Below are 22509 nucleotides of genomic sequence, written 5' to 3'. Positions count from 1 at the left end.
CCAGCAGCCTGCGCGCTGGGCTGGCCAAGCCGGGGGTGTGAAACCCCCAGTGCCACCACCGAACCAGCCGAAACGTTAAAAATCCCTTAATGCGCCTATGTCAACCCACTGACATAAAACAACAAAATTTGGTCCCGAGTTGGGACCTCAGCCAAAAGCCTGCCACAGCAACCGCAAAGCCATCCCTGTCGAGGTCACCACCAGCAAAGGCTTGATCAACCGCGCCCCGATCCGCATCGCAAGCTTGGCCCCCAAAGCCGCCCCCGCGACCTGCCCCGCAGCCATCGCAAGACCAACCCCCCACCAGGTTGCTCCACTCCAGACAAACACCGCCAGCGAGCCGATATTCGAGGCAAAGTTCAGCATCTTTGTATGGGCCGTCGCCTTCAAAACCCCAAACCCCGCCAGCATCACAAACGCCAGCATGAAGAAACTGCCCGTCCCCGGCCCGAAGAAGCCATCATAGGCGGCAATCAACGGCACGGCGGTAAACGTAAACACCGCAGGCTTGATCCGCTCCACCCGGTTCGCATCCGACAGCCCCGGTTTGAAGGCAAAGAACAGCGCCACCGCAACCAACACCACCGGCATGATCACCCGCAACACCTCGGCAGGCATCAGATGCGCCACCAGCGCGCCCACCCCCCCAGCAATGGCCGCGACTGCCGCCATGCCCAACTGATCCAACGGCCGCACATGCCCCGCCCGAGCATAGGCCAGCACCGCCGTGCCCGCACCAAAACTGCCCTGAAGCTTGTTGGTCGCCAAAGCCTCAATCGGCGAAGCCCCGGCCAGCAGCAGGGCGGGGACCGAGATCAGACCACCGCCGCCTGCGATGGCATCGACAAAGCCTGCAACGAATGCAGCACAGACCAGCAGCAGCGCCAGATGGGTGGCGATTTCAAACACCACTGACCTCGAAGCGTTTGGAAATCCGGCCGACGCGGCGGCCATCTTTCAACTGATACTCGGGCTCAAACGCGTAATCGACAAATCCCCGGCGGCTGTAATAACCCAATCCGGGCACATTATCTGCGCGGATGGTGGCGTTGATCACCGCCACCCGCTTTTGCCGCGCGACCGCCAGAGTGGCCGCAAACAGCGCCGCCCCCGCCCCGGTGCGTTGCCGATCCGGGTTTACATAGCTGCCGATATCGCCCCAGTTTTCGGGCAAAGCTTCGTTTTGGCCCATCGACTGAAACCCGATCAATCCGCTGTCATCCTCGGCCAGATGGCAACAGATCACCCCCGGTCCGCTGATGTAATGCGCATCGACATAGGCAGCATCATGCTCGACCTCATGCGCGGTGGTGCCGCCAATATGGATTATGCGGTTCTGTAATTCCGACATCACACCAGCGTCGTGCGGGGTGGCGGGGCGAATGATCATGCCGAAAACTCCTCGCGGGCATAGCCCTGAATATACAACAGCGCCGTCAGATCACCGTGGTTCACCCGCAAATCACACTGCGCGGCGACCGACGGCTTGGCGTGCAGCGCAACCCCGGCCCCGGCCAACCCAAGCATCCCAAGATCGTTCGCGCCATCACCCACCGCAATGGCATCGGTTTCAGAAATCCCCAACCGCGCCGAAATTTCCTCGAGCGCCGTTACTTTCGCGGCACGACCCAGGATCGGCTCGGCCACCTGCCCGGTTAGCACGTTATCCTCGATCAGCAGGATATTGGCGCGATTCTCATCGAACCCCAGCATTCCGGCAATCGCAGAGGTAAAGGCCGTGAACCCGCCTGAGACCAGTGCCGCATAGGCACCATTGGCTTTCATCGTCGCCAAAAGCACCGGGCCGCCGGGCATCAATGTGATGCGGTCGCGCACCACCTGAGCGATCACCGTCACAGGTAGACCCTTCAGCAAGCCAACCCGCTCGCGCAGTGCATCTTCAAAATCCAACTCGCCATTCATCGCCCGCGCGGTGATCCCCGCCACATAGGCGCCCACGCCAGCCTCGTCTGCCAATTCGTCAATACATTCCTGCTGGATCATCGTGCTGTCCATATCGGCGATCAACAGCTTTTTGCGCCGACCCGCCGCAGGCTGCACCACCAGATCAACGCCCATGCCTTGCAGGCCTTGCCACACATCCCAACGGTTTACAGGCATCTCCGGCACGGTGAATTCCGCCGCCACACCCGGATCAAGCCAAGCCGCATCCCCGCCACCCCAAGCGTTGCGCAAAGACTCGACCGTCACGCGGTCAAGAACGGGGCGATTGGGATTGGTCAACAAAGTGGCTACGAACATGCGTGTTTCCGATAGTGGAGATTTGTGTCGGTTTTTGCAGATGATGCGCCGGAATAGCGCGATTATTTGGCTTGCGCCACCCCGACTGGGCCAATATGCACGGCGGCGGGACACCCTTCCCCAACGAAGGGCATTTATCTGTGAGGATACCATGGCTGACTTTACCGCCCCGGCGACGCGTCCGGCAAACCCGCGCTTTTCTTCTGGCCCCTGCGCCAAGATCCCCGGTTATACCCTTGATATGCTTGGTGATGCGCCTCTGGGCCGCTCGCACCGTGCCGCTGTCGGCAAGGCCAAGCTGAAGCAGGCGATTGAGCTGACCCGTGAAATTTTGAACGTCCCTGCCGACTACCGCATCGGCATCGTCCCCGGTTCTGACACCGGTGCGGTTGAGATGGCGATGTGGTCGCTGCTGGGTGCCCGCCCGGTTGAAATGCTGGCTTGGGAAAGCTTTGGCGAAGGCTGGGTGACCGATGTGGTCAAGCAGTTGAAACTGAATGCGAAGGTCAAAGTCGCGCCATATGGCCAGATTGTTGACTTCGCCACCGTCGACTTCAATTCCGACGTGGTGTTCACCTGGAACGGCACCACCTCGGGCTGCCGTCTGCCCAACGCCGATGCGATTCCCGCCGACCGTCAGGGCCTGACCATCTGCGACGCCACCTCGGCCGCCTTCGCGATGCATCTCGATTGGGCGAAGTTGGATGTGACAACCTTTAGCTGGCAGAAAGTGCTGGGCGGCGAGGGCGCGCATGGTATGATCATCCTGTCGCCTCGCGCGGTCGAACGGCTGGAAAGCTACACTCCTGCATGGCCTTTGCCGAAGATTTTCCGCATGACCAGCAAGGGCAAAGTCATCGAAGGCATCTTTGTGGGTGAGACGATCAACACTCCGTCAATGCTGGCGGTGGAAGATTATCTGGTGTCGCTGAAATGGGCGCAATCGGTCGGCGGGCTGGAAGGTCTTGTAGGTCGGGCTACGGCCAATGCGAAAGTGGTTTGGGATTTCTGCGCTGCCAATCCGTGGCTGCAAAATCTTGCCGAAACCCCGGCGATTGCCTCGACGACCTCTGTGTGCCTGAAATTCAACGACCCCCGCATCAAGGATGGTGAGGCGTTCGCCAAAGCGGTTGCCAAGCGGCTGGAGCAGGCCAAGGTCGCCTATGACATTGGTGCCTATCGCGACGCGCCCGCGGGCCTGCGGATCTGGTGCGGCTCGACCGTGGAAACCGCTGACGTGGCGGCGCTGATGCCGTGGCTCGCCCATGCCTTTGACGCGGAAATTGCCGCACAAGTTTGAAACAAGTGGTGGGTTAATGCCCACCCTACCCCTCATCCGTAGGGTGGGTGTTAACCCACCACAACTTAAGGATCATGGCTATGGCCCCCCGCGTTCTCGTATCTGACGAACTTTCTGAAACCGCCGTGCAAATCTTCCGCGACCGTGGTGTCGAGGTCGATTACATGCCCAAGCTGGGCAAAGACAAAGACGCGCTGGCCGCGATCATTGACCAATATGATGGTCTGGCGATCCGCTCGGCCACCAAGGCCACCGAAAAGCTGCTGGCGGCCGCCACTCGTCTGAAGGTGATTGGCCGCGCAGGGATCGGGGTGGATAACGTTGACATTCCGGCCGCGTCGAAAAAAGGCGTGATCGTGATGAACACGCCGTTTGGCAACTCGATCACCACCGCTGAACATGCCATCGCGATGATGTTCGCCGTGGCGCGGCAACTGCCCGAAGCCAATGCCTCGACCCAAGCCGGAAAATGGGAGAAATCCCGGTTTATGGGCGTGGAATTGTTCAACAAGACCCTCGGTGTGATCGGCGCGGGCAACATCGGCGGTATCGTCTGCAACCGTGCGGTGGGGCTGCACATGAAGGTCGTGGCCTACGATCCCTTCCTGTCGGACGAACGCGCCAAGACTTTGGGCGTGACCAAAGTGGAACTGGACGAGCTGCTGCACCGCGCCGATTTCATCACCCTGCATGTGCCGTTGACGGATAAAACCCGCAACATTCTGTCGGCAGAGAATCTGGCGAAAACCAAGAAGGGCGTGCGGATCATCAACTGCGCGCGTGGCGGTCTGGTGGATGAGGCGGCCTTGGCCGCAGCGTTGAAATCCGGTCATGTCGCAGGCGCGGCTTTGGACGTGTTTGAGGTCGAACCCGCGACTGAATCGCCGCTTTTCAATCTGCCAAACGTGGTCTGCACCCCGCATCTTGGTGCATCGACCACCGAGGCGCAGGAAAACGTGGCGCTGCAAGTGGCGGAACAGATGTCAGATTATTTGTTGACCGGGGCAGTTTCTAACGCTTTGAACATGCCAAACGTGACCGCTGAAGAAGCTGCCGTGATGGGGCCGTGGATCAAACTTGCCAGCCATTTGGGCGCGTTCATCGGCCAGATGACCGAGGAGCCGATCAAGGCAATCAACATCCTTTATGATGGCACCGTGGCGGGGATGAACCTTGCGGCGCTGAATTCGGCCGTGATAGCCGGGGTGCTGAAAACCCAGAACCCGGATGTTAATCTGGTTTCCGCACCGATTGTGGCGAAGGACAAGGGCATCCAGATCTCCACCACCCGCCAGGATAAAACCGGCACGTTTGACGCCTATATCAAGGTCACCATGGTCACTGACAAGCGCGAGCGTTCGGTGGCAGGCACCTGCTTTAGCGATGGCAAACCGCGTTTCATCCAGATCAAGGGCATCAATATCGACGCCGAAATCGGTGAACACATGCTCTACACCACGAACGAGGATGTCCCCGGTATCATCGGTCTTCTGGGCATGACGATGTCGAAAAACAACGTCAATATCGCAAACTTCACCTTGGGTCGCGAAGGCATTGGCAAGCAGGCCATCGCGATTCTCTATCTGGATCAAGCTATTGACCCGAAGGTTCTCGAAACCCTCGAATCCACCGGCATGTTCCAATCGGTGAAAGCGCTGCAATTCGAAGTGGCGTGACCCGCTTGCGCTTTCGGTTTGGCGCAAATATCCAACACAGGTTCGGGGGTGCGACGCCCCCGGCCTATGCTTTGTGAGGCGCGCATGAGAACCTATGCCATCGGCGACATCCACGGTCATATTGAGTTGTTGCGTGAGGTCCACGCGTGGATTGCCGCAGATCAAGCCAAACATGGTGCGGCCCCAATCGTGCATGTCGGTGATCTGGTTGATCGCGGCCCGGACTGCCGGGGCGTTGTGGAGTATTTGCGCGCTGGAATCGAGGCTGGGCAAGACTGGGTGGTGCTGAAAGGTAATCATGACCGGATGTTCACAAACTACATCCGCGACATAAATTATCACGATCCCTGCCTGCGCACAGACTTATCTTACCTGCATCCAAGGATCGGCGGCGCGGCGACGTTGGAATCCTACGGTGTGAAAAATGCCGCTGACCGCCCACTGGCCCCGGTTCATGCCGAAGCTGTCGCTGCGGTGCCCGAGGCCCATCTGCAATTTCTCGAATCACTGCCGATTTACCACCAGCGCGGCGAGGTGATTTACGTCCATGCGGGTATTCGTCCCGGCGCTCCGATTGAACAGCAGGTCGAGGATGATCTGGTCTGGATCCGCAAAGGCTTCCTGGAAGACACTCGAGACCACGGCGCGCTGATCGTGCATGGCCACACCGCACTGGATGCGCCAACGCATTACGGAAACCGGTTGAATATCGACTCGAGCGCTGCCTATGGCGGTCCGCTGACCGCTGTCGTGCTTGAAGGCCGTACGGTGTTTAATCTCAGCGCCGCAGGGCGTGTGCCGCTTGTGCCAGCGTAGAGCTTACGTTTGGGCGGAGCGGTTCTTCGCCAGCGTCAACGCCGCCGTCAGCACTTCCACAGCGCCGATGTGATTGGCCAAAATCAGCACCAGTCGCGCATTCAGGGCATGGCTTTCCGCCTCGGTCAATCCGCGGTGGGTCGCCAGCAGATCGGCATAGAACCCATCTGAATCCAAGATATTCGGTTTGGTGTTCAAAGACATAACGCACCCTTCCAGCTTTGCGCCAGTGCCGCCTCAACTTCGGCGGCTGACGCCGACAGCCAACGCGCCGCTACCACCTGATCCGGCCGGATCAGATAGAGTGCTTGCTGCTGGTCGCCCAGATAGCGCTTGCGCAGGATGTCGGTCAGCTTGGGCGTTACCACGCGCAAACTGATCGCAGGCGCATCGCAGCCCAAGGCCAACAGCACGAAATCACGCCCCAATGTTTCGGTCATCCAGCCATCTTCTAAAGGCGCATCAGGGGCCACAGCACCCGGTCGCGACTCGGTCGGCAACGGCGCGTCGGGGGCCTGCAATGGATAGACGCAAGGCCGCGACAAACGGCCCGAGTTCACCATTGGCCGTGCAAAATCTGCATGCCCGGCCAGATGCAATACGGCATCGCGGAACAGCCGTTCAACGCCATTTTCAGGCGACATAAAGTGCGTAGAGCGGCTGGAGTTCAGCAAGTTTTCATCCGCGCCAAAACAGCGCTCACGGTCATAACCTGTCAAAACCTCAGCGGACGCGACGCCCTGCACGACCGCGGCAAGGCGCCAACCTAGCGCATCAACATCACCCAAACCACCATTTCCGCCCCGAGCACCAAAGGGCGAGACGACATGCGCGCTGTCACCTACGAACAAAACGCGATTATGAAAAAAGCTTCGTAAACGTCGGCACTGGAAGGTGTATACACTGACCCAATCCAGCTTGAAATCTGAATGACCGACCACCTTTTCGATGCGGGGGATCACTCTTTCAGGACGCTTCTCAATTTCAGGATCGGTATCCCAGCCAAGCTGAAGATCTATGCGGTAAATATTGTCAGGCTGCTTGTGCAACAACGCCGACTGGCCGGAATGGAAGCTGGGCTCAAACCAAAACCAACGCTCGCTGGCAAAATCGCCCTGCATTTCGATGTCTGCGATCAGAAAGCGTTCTTCGAACAGTTCTCCGTCAAACTCCAACCCCATCATTTCCCGGATCGGACTGCGTGCGCCATCACAAGCGATCACCCAATCCGCCTCAAGCGTGTAGCGACCGTCCGGCGTCTCAACCGTAACCGTGGCAAAGTCCGGCAGCTGGTCTACAGAAATCACCCGGTTTTTCCAGCGCAGGTCAATGTTCAACTCCTGCGCGCGCTGCACCAAATACTCCTCAACAAAATACTGTTGTAGATTCACAAAGGCGGGCATCTTGTGCCCATCCTCTGGCAGCAGATCAAAGTTGAACACCTCTGTATCGCGGTGAAACGTACGTCCGACTTTCCACGTCACTCCCTTTGTGATGGATCGTTCACCTACGCCCAAGCGATCCAGAATCTCTAGCGAACGTTTGCTCCAGCAGATAGCCCGCGATCCGACCGAGACCACATTATTGTCATCCAGAACCGTGGCCTGCACGCCGTGATTGGCGAGTTCAATCGCCATCGCCAGCCCAATTGGGCCAGCGCCGACGATGATCACTTTCTGACGTGGTTCTGGAGCCGTCAGTCCTAGAGGTTTTATATAATCAAAGGGTTGGTAAGCATAGGCCATCAGATCACCCTTGCAAGTCTGCCCACATCTGGCGGTCACGTTCGGCGGTCCAGACGCGTGGGGTCTCGATGCCGCGCGCTTCGTCAAACGCCCGCGCGACGTTGAACGGCAGGCAATGCTCATAGATCGCGAAATTGGCGAACTTAGAGTCACATTCAGCCCGCACCGCGTTCCAAGCGTCCTTCAAGCTGCCGCCGCGCGCGGCAACTTTCGCCGCTGGCCGGTAAGTGCTTTGCACAAAATCAGCAGTTGAGGCGATGGCTTTTGCCACCATCTCGCGCCCGATTAGCGCATCGCCGCGCCCCGGCGCGATAGCCACTGGATCGAAGCCTGCAATATTAGCCAAAGTGTCGGTCCAATCGGCAAAATGCCCGTCGCCGCAATAGCAGGCCGAGTGATACTCGACGATATCGCCGGTAAACATCACTTCGGAATCCGGCACCCAGACCACCGCATCCCCTGCAGTATGCGCGCGGCCCAAGTGCATGATGTCGACCCGTCGCTTGCCGAGATACACCGTCATCTGATCGCTGAAAGTGGTGGTCGGCAGGGTCAGGCCGGGGATTTCCTCGTGCCCTTGAAACAGTCGTGGGAAGCGGCCGAATTCGCTGTCCCAATCTTCTTGGCCGCGTTCCATCACCATGCTGCGCGCAGCGTCAGACATGATGATTTCCTTGGCCCCATAAGCACTTGCGCCCAGAACGCGCACGGCATGGTAGTGAGTCAGCACCAGATGGCTGATCGGTTTATCGGTCACAGAGCGGATGCATTCGACCACCTTGCGTGCAAGGCGCGGTGTGGCTTGCGCTTCGATCACCATCACCGACTCGTCGCCAATGATCACGCCAGAGTTCGGATCCCCCTCAGCGGTAAACGCATAAATGCCGTCACCGATTTCGGTGAAGCTGGTCTTTTTTTCGGTCAGATCGCCCTGTGAAGCAAACGCTTTGGCCATTCAATTCTTCCTTGCATAGGGGTCCGCCAGCGCCGGGATCACTTTGCCCACACACGCGCCAAACCCAACCCGATACCCGTTCCCCAACGCAGCACCGCGTAGGGCTAATGTGTCGTTATCCTCAATGAAGCTGCGGATGCCGCCCGCAATCTCGAATGGTTCCTTGCCGCCCCAAGAAAGCTCCAGCAGGCTGCCCCGGCTGTCCTTGCTCGGCCCCGAAATTGTGCCCGAGCCGAGCAGATCGCCAACATTCATCGCACAGCCCGAGGTGGTATGATGCGCCAATTGCTGCGCTGCAGAATAGTACATTTCAGCATAGTTGGTGCGGCTGATCACCGTTTCTGCGCCACCCTCGGGGGTCAAACCAACTTCGAGTGCCACGTTATACAGCAGCGGTCCCGGTTCTTGCAGATGCGGCAGCTGGGGCACTTCCCGGGGTGGGGTCTTGGTGCGAAACGGCTCAAGCGCGGCTTTCATCACGATCCACGGGCTTAGGCTGGTCGCGGTGGCTTTGGCTTGGAACGGGCCGAGCGGCTGATACTCCCAAGCCTGAATATCTCTGGCAGACCAATCATTTAGCAGAACATAGCCGAAGATCATCGCGTCGGCCTCGGCCACCGTGACCGGATGGCCATGTGTGGAAGCCTGTCCGACAATCGCGCCGATTTCCAGCTCGATATCGAACCGGCGTGAGGGTGCGAAGATTGGCGCTTCAAACTCGGGGCCTTTCAACTGACCCCAAGGGCGGCGGACTTCTGTGCCAGACACCACGACAGAAGAGGCACGGCCATTATAACCAATCGGCATATGCAGCCAGTTCGGCGGCAAGGCGTTTTCTGCGCCGCGGAACATGGTTCCGACGTTGGTGGCATGATGGCGACCGGCGTAAAAATCGGTGTATTCGGCCACAATGAAGGGCAGGTGCAGCGTCGCATTCGCCCGCGGCACCAAATGATCTTCGACCACCCAACGCTTGCTGGCGCCTTCGGTCAACATCGCCGTAACTTGGGCGCGAAATTCGGCCCAAACTCCGGGGCCAGCCTCCATCAGTTCATTCCAGAACGGCACGTCGAACAGGGGCTGATCGGCAAGCTTCAGCAGGCCCTCTTCCTCTAATGCGCTGACATCAAGAATGAAATCGCCGATGGCCACACCACAGCGTGCAGGAGCGTCGCCCAGCGAAAACACTCCGCAGGGCAGGTTGTTCAATGGAAAATCTGTCGTCGCGGTGTTCGCACTTTCGACCCAAGATTTCAGCAGTGTCATCGCGCGTTCTCCCAAGCTTTTGACCCAAAGCATAGGGATGTGTGCAAGCGGGCATGGCTGTCAAGCAAGCGGAAAAATTTTCCTGTCAGTAAAGCCGCAGCCATTATTTTACCCCCGGCGTGCCGTCGAATTTCTTCTCCAGACTCTCCCAGCAGTCGATGTACTCATCCTGCAAGGGAGCCTCTTTCGCGGCGAAAGCGGTCAGGTGTTGCGGGAAACGGGTTTCAAACATGAACGACATGGTTTCATCCAGCTTTTCCGCCTTCAGGATGGCGTTTGAGGCGCCCTCAAACGCCTGCTTATCCGGCCCATGCGGCAACATCATGTTGTGGAGACTCATTCCCCCCGGCACAAAGCCTTTGGGTTTGGCGTCATAGATGCCGTAGATGTTGCCCATCAATTCCGACATGATGTTCTTGTGATACCACGGTGGTCGGAAGGTGTTTTCGGCCACCATCCAGCGCTCGCGGAACAGCACGAAATCAATGTTCGCGGTACCCTCCACTCCAGAAGGTGCAGTCAGAACAGTGAAAATCGACGGATCGGGATGGTCGAACAGGATCGCACCCACCGGGCAATAGGTGCGCAGGTCGTATTTCACCGGAGCATAGTTGCCATGCCACGCCACCACGTCCAACGGGCTGTGGCCAATGCGCGTGCGGTGAAACTGACCGCACCATTTCACCACCACCGAGGACGGCACTTCGCGGTCTTCGAACGCTGCCACCGGGGTCTTGAAATCGCGCGGATTGGCCATGCAGTTCGCGCCGATCGGGCCGCGTCCGGGCAATGTGAACTTTTGTCCGTAATTCTCGCAGACAAAGCCTCGGGCGGGGCCTTCCAGCACTTCCACCCGATACACCAGCCCGCGCGGGATCACGGCAATCTCATGTGGCTCCAGTTCAATGATGCCCAGTTCGGTGCAAAACCGCAGGCGGCCTTGCTGCGGCACGACCAAAATCTCACTATCGGCGCTGAAGAAATACTCATCCTGCATCGATTGGGTGATAAGGTAGATATGGCTTGCCATGCCAACTTGGGTATTTACGTCGCCCGCCGTCGTCATCGTGCGCATGCCGGTGATCCAGGTCAGCGCAGCGTCAGTATGTGGCACCGGATCCCACCGATACTGTCCCAGAGAGATCACATCGGGGTCAATATGAGGCGCGGATTTCCAATAGGGAACATCAATCTTTTCAAAGCGATGCGTGTGCTTGACGGAAGGCCGGATGCGGTAGCACCACGTCCGTTCGTTCTGATGGCTGGGAGCGGTGAAGGCCGTGCCGGACAGTTGTTCACCATAAAGCCCATAGTTGCATTTCTGCGGGCTGTTCATACCCTGGGGCAGCGCACCGGGCAGCGCCTCGGTTTCAAAATCATTGCCAAAACCGGGCATGTAATGCGCGTGGGTGCCAAGCGTGGTGGCAGTGCGGGTTAGACCGGAGGGCAGGCTTTGGGTGTTCATGGCGGCCTCGTTCAGCAGGATTCGGGCAGAGGGGAAACCTATGGTTGGAAAATATCGTTGCAAGTGCAACGATGTCAATAACAATGTTCTCGACGTCTCAAACAAACCGAAAGAACGGGTTTAGCGGTTCATCGATTGCAAGTTGGCCAAAGCGCCAAGCGCAAGCAGGCCGGTGGCGCAGGCAACCACCCAGAAAAAGCCACGCTGTCCCATTGTCTCCAGCAACGGTGACATTATCAGCGGTGCAAAGACACCCCCCACCAGGCCCGCACCGATGATGGTTGGTGCCACGCGCGGATTGTCACCCATCTTGCGGGTGGCGGTGACGTATTCGGTCGGGAAAAACATGCCCGCGAAAAAACCCAAGCCAACAAAGCCCGCGCCGGGCAGCCACAACGCCGCGATCAGGGCCGAGGCACAAGCGCCGATCAGGGCCAGCGTGAACAAGGTGAACGCGGGCAGTAGCCCCGCCACAAACATCAGGCAAAGCCGCGCGGCGAGGAAGGCGAGGAAGAACGCCGAAAGCAGTTGCGCGGCCAAGGTTTCGGACAGTCCCGCGTTGATCAAAGCGGTGGGGCCAAGCCCGGTCAAACAGGCCTCAACGCTGATTGCTACCGCGCCAAAGATCAGGATCGGTAGGTTCATGCGGAATGGTGTGGTCGAGGCGGTGGCGATCACAGTTGCATCGCGTCCCGCAGGCCCCGCGCACAAGGTGATCACCACGCCAATCACGGCACATATTGCAAAGCTCAGCACCGGATCATTGCCCAAAGCCACGAACACCAGCGGTGCGCCAATCGCGCCGATGCCGAAGGTGGCGTTCAACAGGCTTAACATCGCCGGTCCGCGCGCACCAAACGCCCGCAGCATCCGTGGATTGAACACCACCGTGGCACAGCCGTAGCCCGCACCAAACATCAACGCACCCAACACCGTCAGCGCCCATCCGACCCCCAGTGCCATCAATCCGACCCCCAGCGTCATCAGCGCCACCACCAGCCGGGGTGTGGCACGCGGGCCGATGAAGAACATCGCGGCCACGCCAATAGAACAGCCGATCCAATGCGCCGAAATCAGCAGTCCAGCCGTGCCGATGTGAAGATCAAAGCTGCGGGCAAACACGGGCAGCGCCGGGCCATACAAAGCCGTCCCCGCACCCATAAGAATGAAGCTTGCAATGCTGATCACCAGCAGCGCGAGGTTGGATTTGATCAGGTCGCGCACGTCACTCTCCGGGTTGCCGCGCCCGGTGTCCCCCGCCGACAGATCACTGTCAACTGCAGCCGCTTGCGAAATCCGCTCTCAACGGGCAGGCTTGCGCAAAACGAAGGGCCCAGATGATGAGTTTCGATCTTTCCGCTTTCTTGCCCTACCAGTTGGCCGTCGCATCCAGCCGTATTTCCAAAGGCTTTTCCGAGCTTTACCGGGCTGAATTTGGTCTGACGATCCCGGAATGGCGGGTGCTGGCACATCTGGCGCAATCGGATCAGGTCTCGGTGCGCGAGATTCAGGCGCGGGTGGATATGGACAAATCGAAGGTCAGCCGGGCTGCGGCGCGGCTTGAGGCACAGGGCCTGATCGAAAAGCGCGAAAACCAAGAGGATCGCCGCTTGCTGGATATGCGCCTGACCGCCAAGGGCCGCGATCTGATCGCCCGCATCGTGCCGATTGCTGATGCCTATCAGACGCAGATCCTTGCCCAGATCGGCGCGGATGCCCCCGTGTTTCGCCTCGCCTTGCTGCGTTTGCTGGAGGAAAAATGATTACGCTTTACGACTATTGGCGTTCTTCCGCCGCCTATCGTGTGCGGTTGGCGCTGAACCTGTTGGGCCTACCCTACCAAAGCCACCCGGTTGATCTGGTAAAGGGCGAGCATCGCAGCGCTGACAACCTGGCGCGCAATCCACAGGGGGTGGTGCCCACGCTCGACATCGACGGGCTGCGGCTGACGCAATCCTTGGCGATCATAGAATATCTTGATGAAACCAAAGGGGACCTTCTGCCGAAAGATCCCGCCGCTCGCGCCCATGTCCGCGCTTTGTCTTATGCGATTGCCATGGAAATCGCCCCGGTCTGCAACCTGACGGTCCGCGATCACGTCGGTTCAATGGGTGTGATGACCAGTGAGGATTGGACCCGCCACTACATCACCAAAGGGCTGACGGCATTTGAGGCGATGTTGACCAGTGCGGGCCGCTTCTGTCACGGCGACACTGTCACGATGGCCGATCTTTGCCTTGTGCCGCAAATATACAACGCCGAGCGCGTCGGTATTGACGTAACGTCCTTCCCCCAAACAGCAAGGATCGTGGCAAACCTGCGCGAACTTCCCGCCATCGCTGCCGCGCACCCGGATCGCGTCAAAACCTAGAGGCCCGCCATGACCGACATTTTCATCCTCTCGACCGCACGCACCGCAATCGGTGGCTTTGGCGGCTCTCTCGCTGCCATGCCCCCCATCGACATCGCGACCCATGCGGCGAAAGCCGCCATAGCGCGGGCAGGGATAGAGGCGGCGCAGGTCGGCAGCGTTGTCTTTGGCCATGTCATCAACACCGAGCCGCGCGATATGTATCTTTCGCGTGTGGCCGCCATGCAAGCCGGGGTGCCGGAAACCGCGCCCGTGATGAACGTCAACCGCCTCTGCGGCTCTGGCGCGCAAGCCATCGTCTCGGCGGTGCAAATACTGCTGTTGGGTGATGCCGAAATCGCGCTGGCTGGCGGGGCGGAATGTATGAGCCGTGCGCCCTATGCCGTTCAAACCGCCCGCTTTGGCCAGAAGATGGGTGATACGAAGATGCTCGACATGATGACCGGTGCTTTGACCTGCCCGTTTGGCACCGGCCACATGGGCATCACGGCCGAGAATGTCGCCGCCCTATACGGTCTGACGCGGGAGGCGCAGGACGCATTCGCGCTGGAATCGCAAAGCCGTGCGGCCCGCGCGATTGCTGAGGGCCGCTTTGTCGATCAGATCGTGCCGATTGAACTGGCGGGCCGCAAAGGGCACACGATTTTCGCGCAGGATGAACATCCAAAGGCCACCACGGCAGCGGCTTTGGCGGGCCTGCGACCTGCTTTCTCCAAGGATGGCACGGTAACGGCGGGCAATGCCTCGGGCATCAATGACGGGGCTGCGGCGGTGATCTTGTCACGCGGCAATGCCTCGGGGCGCGCCCGAGCGCGGGTGATGGGTTATGCCGTGGCGGGCGTTGATCCGAAAGTGATGGGCCTTGGCCCAATCCCGGCGGTGCAGGCGCTTTGCTTGAAGTTGGGGGTGAAGCCTGACAGCTTTGACGTGGTGGAATCCAACGAAGCTTTTGCAGCGCAAGCGATGGCCGTGACGCAGACCTTGGGTCTCGACCCGACCAAGGTTAACCCGAACGGCGGAGCAATTGCCTTGGGCCATCCGGTTGGGGCGACGGGCGCTATTCTGGTTGCCAAGGCTCTGGCGGAGTTGGAGCTTGTGGGCGGCAAAACGGCGTTGATCACTATGTGCATTGGTGGTGGGCAAGGCATCGCAATTGCGATTGAGTGTGCGTAAATCGTGTGGGCACGCGATAAGCGTGGATAAAACACGAGGCAGTTCAGCGCAAACGCACTTTCGTTCGTGCTGATCTGCCCTCGGCATCAATCACCGAAAGCGTGATAAACCCGCGGCCCAAACTGCTAAGCATGGTCTCGCGGGAGCCGAGCGAAATCGCCACAGGCACGCCATTTGCCAGCCAAGTATAGGGTGCTTTGCCGCCTGAAACCCGCACCAATAGCCCCTCTGGCAACATCTCAACTTCGGCCCCATCGGGCGGGAAAGCCACGGCTGGCGCATCCTTATCCGGTTGAAAAGCTGCATTGCGGTTGCGGAACTTCTGCAGGGGTCGTGGCAGTTCAGCATTTGAAACCAATAGGGTGGCGGGTGGCGCTCCTGGCTGCGGGTCCAAATTTGGCTTTAGCCGTGCGAAGGCCTGAAACAAAATCGGCGCCGCCAGATCCGCCCCAAACGCCCCGGGCACTGGCGTGCCGTCCGGCCTGCCCATCCAGATGCCGATGACATGACGGCCATCAAACCCAATCGCCCAGGCATCGCGGTGGCCATAGCTGGTGCCGGTTTTGTAGGCCAAACGGTTTTCCGGTGCGCCCGGTGGCGGTGCCAATCCGGCCAGAATATCCGCAACCTGCCAAGCACTTGAGGTCGACAACACCCGTTGCCCTTCCTCACGAACCCCCGTCATCTGGTGTGTCAGCGGCAGCGAAACCCCACCTCTTGCGATGGCCGCGTAAAGTTGCACCATGTCTTCCAGCGAAACGCCGATCCCGCCCAAAGCAATTGCCAATCCCGGCTGCCCTCCCGGCAGATCATATTTTACGCCCGCTTTATCCAAGGTTGCCAGCAGCTTGGCAGGCCCCAAGGCATCGGTCAACGCCACCACCGGGATATTCAAAGACTCTTGCAAGGCTTCCCTGATCCGAATGGTGCCGCGAAACTGGCGGTCAAAATTCTGCGGTTTGTAGCCATTGAAATCGGTCGGCTTGTCCTCGATCAGAGTCTCGGGATGCGCCAGACCCTCATCAAAAGCCAGCCCATAAACCAAGGGCTTGAGCGTTGATCCGGGGCTGCGTATCGCCCGCGTCATGTCGATAAATCCCGCCCGCCGATCCGCCTTGAACGCCGCCGAACCGACCGAAGCCAGCACCTCACCCGAGGCATGATCCGCGACCACAATCGCCACTTGCAGTCTGTCGCCCCGACTGGACACAACATCAGATGCCAAGCGTTCCAGCTTGCTTTGCAGAGTCTTGTCCAGCGTCAGTTGATGCTGCGTAAGCCCAGGCTCTTCCACGATAATCCGGTCGGACATATGCGGTGCCAGCGCCGGAAAAGCGCGCCGTGCCGAGGGCACCACCTCGGTCCGTGCCGCCTGCATCTGGTCCTCATCAATCAGCCCATCGCGCAGCGCCCGCGCCAAGACCCTATCTCTGGCATCCGTAGCGCGTTCCGCCGAACGATCCGGGCGGCGGGTTTCGGGGCTTTGCGGGATCGCCACCAGAAGCGCCGCTTCGGCGGGGGTCAGCCGTAAAGGCTCCTTGCCGAAATAGGAAAGCGTGGCCGCGCGGATGCCTTCAAGGTTGCCACCATAAGGCGCAAGATGCAGATACAACGCGAGAATTTCCTGTTTCGACAAGCGCCGCTCCAGCGCCAGCGCCACCCGCATCTGTCGCAGCTTGCCGTCGATCTGCCCGGTGGTGCCTTCCTCCAGCAACCGCGCCACCTGCATCGTCAGGGTCGAGCCGCCCGAAACGATCTTGCCGTTCCATGCCGCCTGAAAGACCGCCCGCGCCAGCGCTTGCAGATCTACGCCGTTGTGGCCGTAAAAGCGCTTATCTTCATAGGCCAACAGGGCAGCTATATAATCGCTGTCCACATCCGCAAGCGCCACATCCAGTCGCCAACGGCCATCGGCCACCGAGTAGGCGCGCAGCAAAGCGCCATTGCGGTCCAGCACTTCGACCGAGGTTTCCACCTGCAACGGCGGCAGTACCGTTGCCGCTATCCACTGGTCCAATGTGTCATTTGAAAAGGCGGCGAGTCCAAGACCCGCCGCCAAAACAAAGAGATAACGGGCGCGCATCACTCAGAAATGGTGATGGTGCCTGCATCCGTCCGCCCCGTCAGGTCGGGCCGATACATGTCTTCCACCGAGGCCGCAGGCTGATGGAAGGTGCCGGGCGAGATCGCGCGCACAACATAGGCCAACCGGAAGGTCTCGTTGCTGTAACGGTCAATTGCGGTCAGGAAGCGATCCTGCCGGAACTCGCTATGCGCCACTTCGGTTTCCAAGCCCAACTCCGACAGTGCATCGGTACCCGACGACATCAGGTTGGGATTGTCGATCTCAAACCCGGCGGGCAGCGGATCGCTGACCATCAGGCGGGCTTCGCCGCGACCGAAAGGGGTGACTTCCAGCACGGTGATCAGGCGGGTGCCGACTTTCAGACCGTCCAGTGTCGTCGCTTCGCCATCCATCGTGTAGTAGTTCCGCACGATAGCATATCCGCTGCCACCGGCGGGCTCGGGCTCGGACGGCACACCATAGGTGGTGACAGTCAGCGTAGTGTCGCTGTCGCTGGTGTTCTTGACGGTGACAGGTGCAGTGTTTGCCGCATCCAGCACTTTCACCAACGGGCCGGAAGCGGGCGCGCCATCAATCAGGATGCCATCGGCGCCCTTGCGATCAATCAGCGCATTCGCGGCCAGCAGCGCCCAGGTGGCTTCCTGTGTCGACAAAGCTGAGGTGGTCGCAAGGCGCGACGTCAGCGCCTCTTGATCCACCGCGTTCGAGCCCGACTCCGCCGCCAGTGCCAAGACTGCCGCCGCGTCGCGGTAGTTGGTGCCATAGTCAGCGCGGAAGATCTGCTCAGTTTCCCGGCCTTTCAGCGCCAACAACGCCACACCCGCACGGCGGAACATCGCATCCGCGCGCGGTTGATCGCCGTAGCTGGCCAAAGCCGCGCCCAGTTGCGCCATTGCTGTCGGGGTGCTGAAGGCATCGCCTTTCACGTCGGCATAGTAGCGCAGGTCGCCGACGGCTGCGGCCCCTTCACGTGCGAGAACCATCAGCGCGTAGGCCAAAGCTTCGCCACCGCTGTCAAAGTCGGCTTGGTAGTTCACCTGATTGCGCAGGTTGTCCAAGGCGCTGCGGAAGGCCTGATCTGGCACTGCATAGCCACGCGCTTTCGCCCGGCTGAGGAAGTCGGTGACAAAGGCATCCAGCCACATGTCGCCGCCGTTTTCGACCGGTCCCCACAGGCCGAAAGAGCCGTTGGAGGATTGGTTGGTCAGCACCTCTTCCACCGCTTGTTCAACCCGCAGCTTCATGTTGTCCGACCCGGGAAGGTCCATCGCGGCGGCGACTTGATCGAAGTACAAGAGCGGCAGCGCCTTGGAGGTGATCTGCTCGGTGCAGCCATAAGGGTAGGCGTCAAGTGCTGCCAGAACGCCGGGGGCGTTCAGGCGGGCGATTGGGCCAACGGCCATCGTGGCTTTGCCAGATCCGGCGATCAGGCCCGTGAAAGCGTTGGAATCGAAGGTGAATTCCTGCCCCTTCTTCAAGTCAAGCCGAGACACCCGCACCACAGCCGGATCGTTGATCTGCACCGGAACCGTCAGAGTTTTCTTCAGAACCTTGCCATCTGGTGTGGTCAAAGCGACCTCAATCGTCTGGTTGCCAATGGTATCCGCCGTGACAGGAACAGCGAATGTAGCCTTGGCCTTATCGCCCAGATCAAAGCCCGAAGGCACGTCGCCGAGTTTCAACCCCGCCGAAGATACATCCAATGACATCCGGCCCGAAGGCCCGGTGGCGTGGACGATTTCCAGCAGCAGGCGGGATTGGTCACCGGGTTGCAAAAAGCGGGGCAGGGAGGCCGTTACCACAACCGGATCACGCACTAGCACATCGGCGCTGGCTTGGCCGACGCCTTTCTTCGACCATGCCACCGCCATCACCTTCACGGTGCCATTGAATGAGGGCAGGGTGAACGAGGTACGAGTGTAACCATCGGCATCCACTTGAATCGGGCCGGTGAAATAGGCGACCAGTTCCTCTGTGGGCGGCGGCGCTTGCAGACGCGCTTGTGCGCCCGCATCACCGCCCGAGCGGACCGCGCCTTCGGCACCGTTCAGGCCGTCAATCAGGCGGCCATAGACATCGCGAATTCCGACCCCCAGCTTGCGCTGACCAAAGTAGTGGTCTTGCGGGTTTGGCGGTTGGAAGCCGGTCAGGTTCAGGATGCCCTGATCGACGGCGGCAATGGTGACATAGGCAGTATCGCCCGCCTCAATGCCTTCCACTTTCACGGCGACCTCCAGCGGGCCACGCGGCGCGGCTTCGGGTGCGGTTTCCACCGTCGCTTTCAACGCGCGCGCACCGGGGTCGATGCTGGCATGGGTCAGGCCCAAAGCGCGGGCAGGATTGCGGCCAGCAGCCACATCCATCGGGCGCAGCACGGAAGCGGTGACGTAAACGCCTGCGCCCCATTCGTCGGTGACGGTCAGCGGGATGGTATTCTCGCCTTCCTTCACCTCCACCGCCTGCATCGACACCAGACGGTTTGACAAAACGGTGATCAACGCCGTGCCAGCCGCCCGCGGCACGATGCGCAGCGTGGCGGTATCGCCAGATTTGTAGGCGGGTTTGTCCAACGACAGTTCCAGCGTATCGGGGGAATCGCTGGCGTCAGCCGGGGCATACCAACCCGCATAGAAGCTGGTCGAGGTGGCCGCAGGCGCGCCATCGGTGCGTTCAACCAACACCTCATACTCGCCCCATTGCACGGGGGCCGAAATTTTCGCAGGCTCTGCGCCCAGATCTGCCGTGCCTTCAGCAACCTTGCTGCGGCGCGTCACTGGCTCCCAGTTCCAATAGCCACCATTTTGATACCATTGATAATTCGTCTCAATCCGCGTGACCGTCCATTTGACTTTCATCGGGGCGGCTTTGGAGTCGGGATCAATACCGATCAGGCTGAATGTGGCGTCGCTGCCTTCCGGCACAACATCGGTGAACAGCGGCTTGATGCCGATCAGATCCGAGGATGGCGCCAACAACTTGCTGACCCTGCGTTCGACCGGACGGCCCGAGCCTTCGGCCACACGCACTGTAGCGCGCATTTCCAGCGGCCGACCGGGGTCTTCGACATCGGGAAGGGACAGATCTACGGTGGCTTTGCCCTCGGCATCGGTGTGGATATCGCCGAAGGACGACAGTTGCGCATCAAATGGCGCATCATAGCGGCCAAAGACATAACCCGGCCAAGCCTCAAGCTCTTTCGCGGCGCGCAGCAGCACCTCGCCCTCGATGGCCAGATCAGCCCCCGGCGCGCCGAACAAATACTTCGCATCTACCGTCATTTGCGGCACATCGCCCAGACGGATCGGTTGATCCGCCAGCGCCAGTGTGAAATCAATGCGCTCGGGCAGGAAGTCTTCCACCAGCACGGTTTGCGTCGTCAAGGCGCTCGCTTCGAGATCAGCGTAAATCTCCAGCGTCCACACCCCACGCGGAGCACTCCCGCCGACAGGCATGGCAAACACATGACCGCCTGCACCCGCATCCGCCATCTGCGCGCGCGAATACTCGACGCCATCCGGGCGCTTCAGAATCGCCGTCAGTGGCAGGCTTTCAATCGCGGAAGTTTCGGCATCGCGGGAAAGGGCGGTGGCGTAGATCGTCTCACCCGCGCGATAGGCCCCGCGGTCGGTGGTCAGGAATACATCAACCGGAGGCGATGCCTCACGGCCAGCCACGCCGCGATCCGAAAGATCAAACTCGGGATCAGTCAACGACAGGAAGGCCAGATCGGTGTCATCATGTGCCACGATCATCGCAGGCGCTTGCCCGCCTGTGCCCAAAGCCAAAGCCGCATCGAATTTGGCATAGCCCTGAGTATCGGTCTTGATCGAGCCGAGCACTTCGTTGGTGGTGGACAGCAGGTCAACCGTCACGCCATCCACTGCCGCTGCTGAACCAAGGCTGCGCACGAAAACATGCAGCCCATCGACGCCTGACATCGTGGTCAGGCCCAGATCGGACACCACAAACCACTGCCAACCGGCAGGCACGACATAGGGGTCAACGCCCGGAACGGCAGCGCGCAGCGCATAAACGCCCGGAGGTTGATCCTTCAGCGCCTCGTCCAAAGGCAGGCGGGTGGTGATATCAACGTTCACCTCTTGTTTGACGCTGCCGGTGCCCTTCCAGATTTCCGCGCCGATCTGGCTGGAGAAATCATATTCCTGATAATCCGCCATCGGCGAGCCAAAATAACCATTCTGCAATGAACGCAGCAGGTTACGGTCCGTCACCCGATACAGTGACAGTTCCAGCTTTTCGGTATTGACGGTTTCGACCGGGATCGAAGCGGCCCCCGTGCGCGGCAGTACATAGCCCCGCCCAGGGAAGCGCACGCCGGGATTGCGGTCGCGAACATAGGCGGTGATGTCGATAGATTTCGCCAAAGTCTGGCCATCGGCAGCCGGAAGACCCTCGCGGAAGGTGATGGTGTTGCGCGAGCCGAAGGTCACGCCTTCCACGCACAGCTGTTGCCAGCCATCGGTGGTGACGATCAGGCCCGCATCGCCAAGCTGCACATAGCTGGCATAGTCTACGCCCGATTTTGCCAAATTCTCCGAGAAATTCACGCAGATGCGCGGGCGCGGAGAATCGGTTTGGACGGTATTGTCGACAATGCGGAAGCCGTATTTGCCAATAGCATCATCCAACGCCAAAGCGGTATCGTCACGCGGCTGCAACGCCTGCGCCAAACGTAGGGCCTGCACCTTGTCGCGGCCCCGGTCCAAACGCTCCAGCGCGTCACCCATCGTCAGCAGGATCGAATGCTCTTGCGGCTTGCTGTCCGAACGCAGGAAGGCATTGACCGACGCGTAATAGGCGCGTTCGTAAAAGCTGCGTTGCCAATCGCTTTGATTTGGCGCTGCGATCAGCAATAACCGGGCATATTCCGCCCAGCCATCCGCAGAATCGGTCAGGTTCAGCGCGGCGCCTGCGTAATTACTGGCCAGCACAAGATCGCCATCGGCTTCTGCATTCGCGGCGGCACCCAGATGATCCTCGGCGGAATAGCCATTGGTGGTGTGGGTGTTGGCCAGTTTTTCGGCCTGCTGGGTGATGGCTGAAAGCTCCCAATCCTGCACGAAGTTCAACTCCGCGCGGCGTGCTTTGGCGCGGCCTGCCGCACCTGTTGCCGCCTCAAGGACAACGCCGGAGTAGGCGCCGACAAATCCAGCTGCCTCCCCCACCGATGATTTGGGAAAACACGAGCCGTTGCGCGTGTTGAAGGTGAAAGCCTTGCATTGCTTGTTGGTCAGGCAGGCACGCTGGCAAGCCTCTAGTGTGGTGTCGAAAATCGACGCGATATCGCCGCCCGGCAAATCGGTGTTTTCGCTAAGAGCCAATCGCTTGGCGGGAATCAGTTCCTGCGCTGTCATGGGCATGGCTGACAAAATG

General features: G+C 59.9%; 17 protein-coding genes. 6 read left to right on the top strand and 11 right to left on the bottom strand.

Features of this window, described 5'->3' with window-relative positions; all coding sequences use genetic code 11:
* Positions 1–147: 147 nt before the first annotated feature.
* From U1A24_RS00960 to serB, 3 genes are read right to left on the bottom strand one after another with little or no spacing between them, the layout of a single operon-like run.
* Entirely contained in the window at positions 148–909 is a 762-nt protein-coding gene (locus tag U1A24_RS00960) for a TSUP family transporter (RefSeq protein ID WP_322320118.1), read from the bottom strand.
* Positions 902–1390 carry a GNAT family N-acetyltransferase gene (locus U1A24_RS00955; protein ID WP_322320117.1) on the bottom strand — a complete coding sequence of 163 codons (489 nt, stop codon included), beginning with the start codon at positions 1388–1390 and terminating at the stop codon, positions 902–904. Before U1A24_RS00955 ends, U1A24_RS00960 begins: the two co-directional genes overlap by 8 nt.
* Complete coding sequence (serB, locus tag U1A24_RS00950) at positions 1387–2262, bottom strand: phosphoserine phosphatase SerB (RefSeq protein WP_322320116.1); 876 nt, start codon at positions 2260–2262, stop codon at positions 1387–1389. Before serB ends, U1A24_RS00955 begins: the two co-directional genes overlap by 4 nt.
* Before the next feature lie 151 nt (positions 2263–2413).
* Between serB and U1A24_RS00945 the strand changes: the two genes are divergently transcribed.
* The 3 genes from U1A24_RS00945 (at position 2414) to U1A24_RS00935 (ending at position 6054) form a co-directional block, all read left to right on the top strand.
* Positions 2414–3562, top strand: coding sequence for a phosphoserine transaminase (locus tag U1A24_RS00945; RefSeq protein ID WP_322320115.1), 1149 nt, complete (start codon positions 2414–2416; stop codon positions 3560–3562).
* Positions 3563–3642: 80 nt separating this feature from the next.
* Positions 3643–5238 (top strand): phosphoglycerate dehydrogenase, encoded by a 1596-nt coding sequence (gene serA / locus U1A24_RS00940; RefSeq protein WP_322320114.1) that lies wholly within the window; start codon positions 3643–3645, stop codon positions 5236–5238.
* 84 nt (positions 5239–5322) lie between these two features.
* Complete coding sequence (locus U1A24_RS00935; RefSeq protein ID WP_322320113.1) at positions 5323–6054, top strand: metallophosphoesterase; 732 nt, start codon at positions 5323–5325, stop codon at positions 6052–6054.
* 3 nt (positions 6055–6057) lie between these two features.
* Here the strand turns inward: U1A24_RS00935 and U1A24_RS00930 are convergent, their stop codons facing one another.
* From U1A24_RS00930 to U1A24_RS00905, 6 genes are all read right to left on the bottom strand, one after another.
* Entirely contained in the window at positions 6058–6258 is a 201-nt protein-coding gene (locus U1A24_RS00930; protein ID WP_322320112.1) for a DUF2783 domain-containing protein, read from the bottom strand.
* The gene (locus U1A24_RS00925; protein ID WP_322320111.1) at positions 6249–7799 is read right to left on the bottom strand and encodes an FAD-dependent oxidoreductase; all 1551 of its coding nucleotides are present in this window, start codon (positions 7797–7799) and stop codon (positions 6249–6251) included. Before U1A24_RS00925 ends, U1A24_RS00930 begins: the two co-directional genes overlap by 10 nt.
* A gap of 4 nt (positions 7800–7803) precedes the next feature.
* Positions 7804–8754 (bottom strand): MBL fold metallo-hydrolase, encoded by a 951-nt coding sequence (locus U1A24_RS00920; protein WP_322320110.1) that lies wholly within the window; start codon positions 8752–8754, stop codon positions 7804–7806.
* On the bottom strand, positions 8755–10020 hold the full coding sequence (fahA, locus tag U1A24_RS00915) for a fumarylacetoacetase (protein WP_322320109.1): 1266 nt from the start codon (positions 10018–10020) through the stop codon (positions 8755–8757).
* Between the two features lie 103 nt (positions 10021–10123).
* Positions 10124–11485: a homogentisate 1,2-dioxygenase gene (hmgA, locus tag U1A24_RS00910; RefSeq protein ID WP_416173441.1), complete on the bottom strand. Its 1362-nt coding sequence runs from the start codon at positions 11483–11485 to the stop codon at positions 10124–10126.
* Between the two features lie 120 nt (positions 11486–11605).
* Entirely contained in the window at positions 11606–12709 is a 1104-nt protein-coding gene (locus tag U1A24_RS00905) for a hypothetical protein (RefSeq protein WP_322320108.1), read from the bottom strand.
* Positions 12710–12825: 116 nt separating this feature from the next.
* Here U1A24_RS00905 and U1A24_RS00900 point away from each other — a divergent pair, with 116 nt between their 5' ends.
* Genes U1A24_RS00900 through bktB form a run of 3 tightly spaced genes read left to right on the top strand, consistent with a single transcriptional unit; the run spans position 12826 to position 15029 of the window.
* On the top strand, positions 12826–13248 hold the full coding sequence (locus U1A24_RS00900; protein ID WP_322320107.1) for a MarR family winged helix-turn-helix transcriptional regulator: 423 nt from the start codon (positions 12826–12828) through the stop codon (positions 13246–13248).
* A complete protein-coding gene (gene maiA / locus U1A24_RS00895) occupies positions 13245–13856 on the top strand; it encodes a maleylacetoacetate isomerase (protein ID WP_322320106.1) in 612 nt (203 codons plus the stop codon). The genes U1A24_RS00900 and maiA overlap by 4 nt, the downstream gene beginning before the upstream one ends.
* Positions 13857–13865: 9 nt before the next feature.
* Complete coding sequence (gene bktB, locus U1A24_RS00890; RefSeq protein ID WP_322320105.1) at positions 13866–15029, top strand: beta-ketothiolase BktB; 1164 nt, start codon at positions 13866–13868, stop codon at positions 15027–15029.
* A 43-nt stretch (positions 15030–15072) separates the two neighbouring features.
* On the opposite strand, the gene pbpC is transcribed toward bktB, so the two are convergent.
* Together pbpC and U1A24_RS00880 are read right to left on the bottom strand one after the other, a co-directional pair.
* Positions 15073–17115, bottom strand: coding sequence for a penicillin-binding protein 1C (gene pbpC / locus U1A24_RS00885; RefSeq protein WP_322320104.1), 2043 nt, complete (start codon positions 17113–17115; stop codon positions 15073–15075).
* Positions 17112–22496, bottom strand: a complete 5385-nt coding sequence (locus U1A24_RS00880; protein WP_416173440.1) for an alpha-2-macroglobulin family protein — start codon at positions 22494–22496, stop codon at positions 17112–17114. The genes pbpC and U1A24_RS00880 overlap by 4 nt, the downstream gene beginning before the upstream one ends.
* Positions 22497–22509: the final 13 nt, after the last annotated feature.

The sequence above is a fragment of the Cypionkella sp. genome, assembly GCF_034376685.1.
Classification (GTDB): Bacteria; Pseudomonadota; Alphaproteobacteria; order Rhodobacterales; family Rhodobacteraceae; genus Cypionkella.
Note: the sequence above shows the minus strand (reverse complement) of the source record. Positions and strands in the feature narration are given on the sequence as shown.

What these genes read in the sequence shown, in the direction of transcription:
- U1A24_RS00955 (WP_322320117.1), bottom strand. Translation starts at nt 1,390, where the DNA reads ATGATCATTCGCCCCGCCACCCCGCACGACGCTGGTGTGATGTCGGAA.
- serB (WP_322320116.1), bottom strand. Translation starts at nt 2,262, where the DNA reads ATGTTCGTAGCCACTTTGTTGACCAATCCCAATCGCCCCGTTCTTGAC.
- U1A24_RS00945 (WP_322320115.1), top strand. Translation starts at nt 2,414, where the DNA reads ATGGCTGACTTTACCGCCCCGGCGACGCGTCCGGCAAACCCGCGCTTT.
- serA (WP_322320114.1), top strand. Translation starts at nt 3,643, where the DNA reads ATGGCCCCCCGCGTTCTCGTATCTGACGAACTTTCTGAAACCGCCGTG.
- U1A24_RS00935 (WP_322320113.1), top strand. Translation starts at nt 5,323, where the DNA reads ATGAGAACCTATGCCATCGGCGACATCCACGGTCATATTGAGTTGTTG.
- U1A24_RS00930 (WP_322320112.1), bottom strand. Translation starts at nt 6,258, where the DNA reads ATGTCTTTGAACACCAAACCGAATATCTTGGATTCAGATGGGTTCTAT.
- U1A24_RS00925 (WP_322320111.1), bottom strand. Translation starts at nt 7,799, where the DNA reads ATGGCCTATGCTTACCAACCCTTTGATTATATAAAACCTCTAGGACTG.
- U1A24_RS00920 (WP_322320110.1), bottom strand. Translation starts at nt 8,754, where the DNA reads ATGGCCAAAGCGTTTGCTTCACAGGGCGATCTGACCGAAAAAAAGACC.
- fahA (WP_322320109.1), bottom strand. Translation starts at nt 10,020, where the DNA reads ATGACACTGCTGAAATCTTGGGTCGAAAGTGCGAACACCGCGACGACA.
- hmgA (WP_416173441.1), bottom strand. Translation starts at nt 11,485, where the DNA reads ATGAACACCCAAAGCCTGCCCTCCGGTCTAACCCGCACTGCCACCACG.
- U1A24_RS00900 (WP_322320107.1), top strand. Translation starts at nt 12,826, where the DNA reads ATGAGTTTCGATCTTTCCGCTTTCTTGCCCTACCAGTTGGCCGTCGCA.
- maiA (WP_322320106.1), top strand. Translation starts at nt 13,245, where the DNA reads ATGATTACGCTTTACGACTATTGGCGTTCTTCCGCCGCCTATCGTGTG.
- bktB (WP_322320105.1), top strand. Translation starts at nt 13,866, where the DNA reads ATGACCGACATTTTCATCCTCTCGACCGCACGCACCGCAATCGGTGGC.
- U1A24_RS00880 (WP_416173440.1), bottom strand. Translation starts at nt 22,496, where the DNA reads ATGCCCATGACAGCGCAGGAACTGATTCCCGCCAAGCGATTGGCTCTT.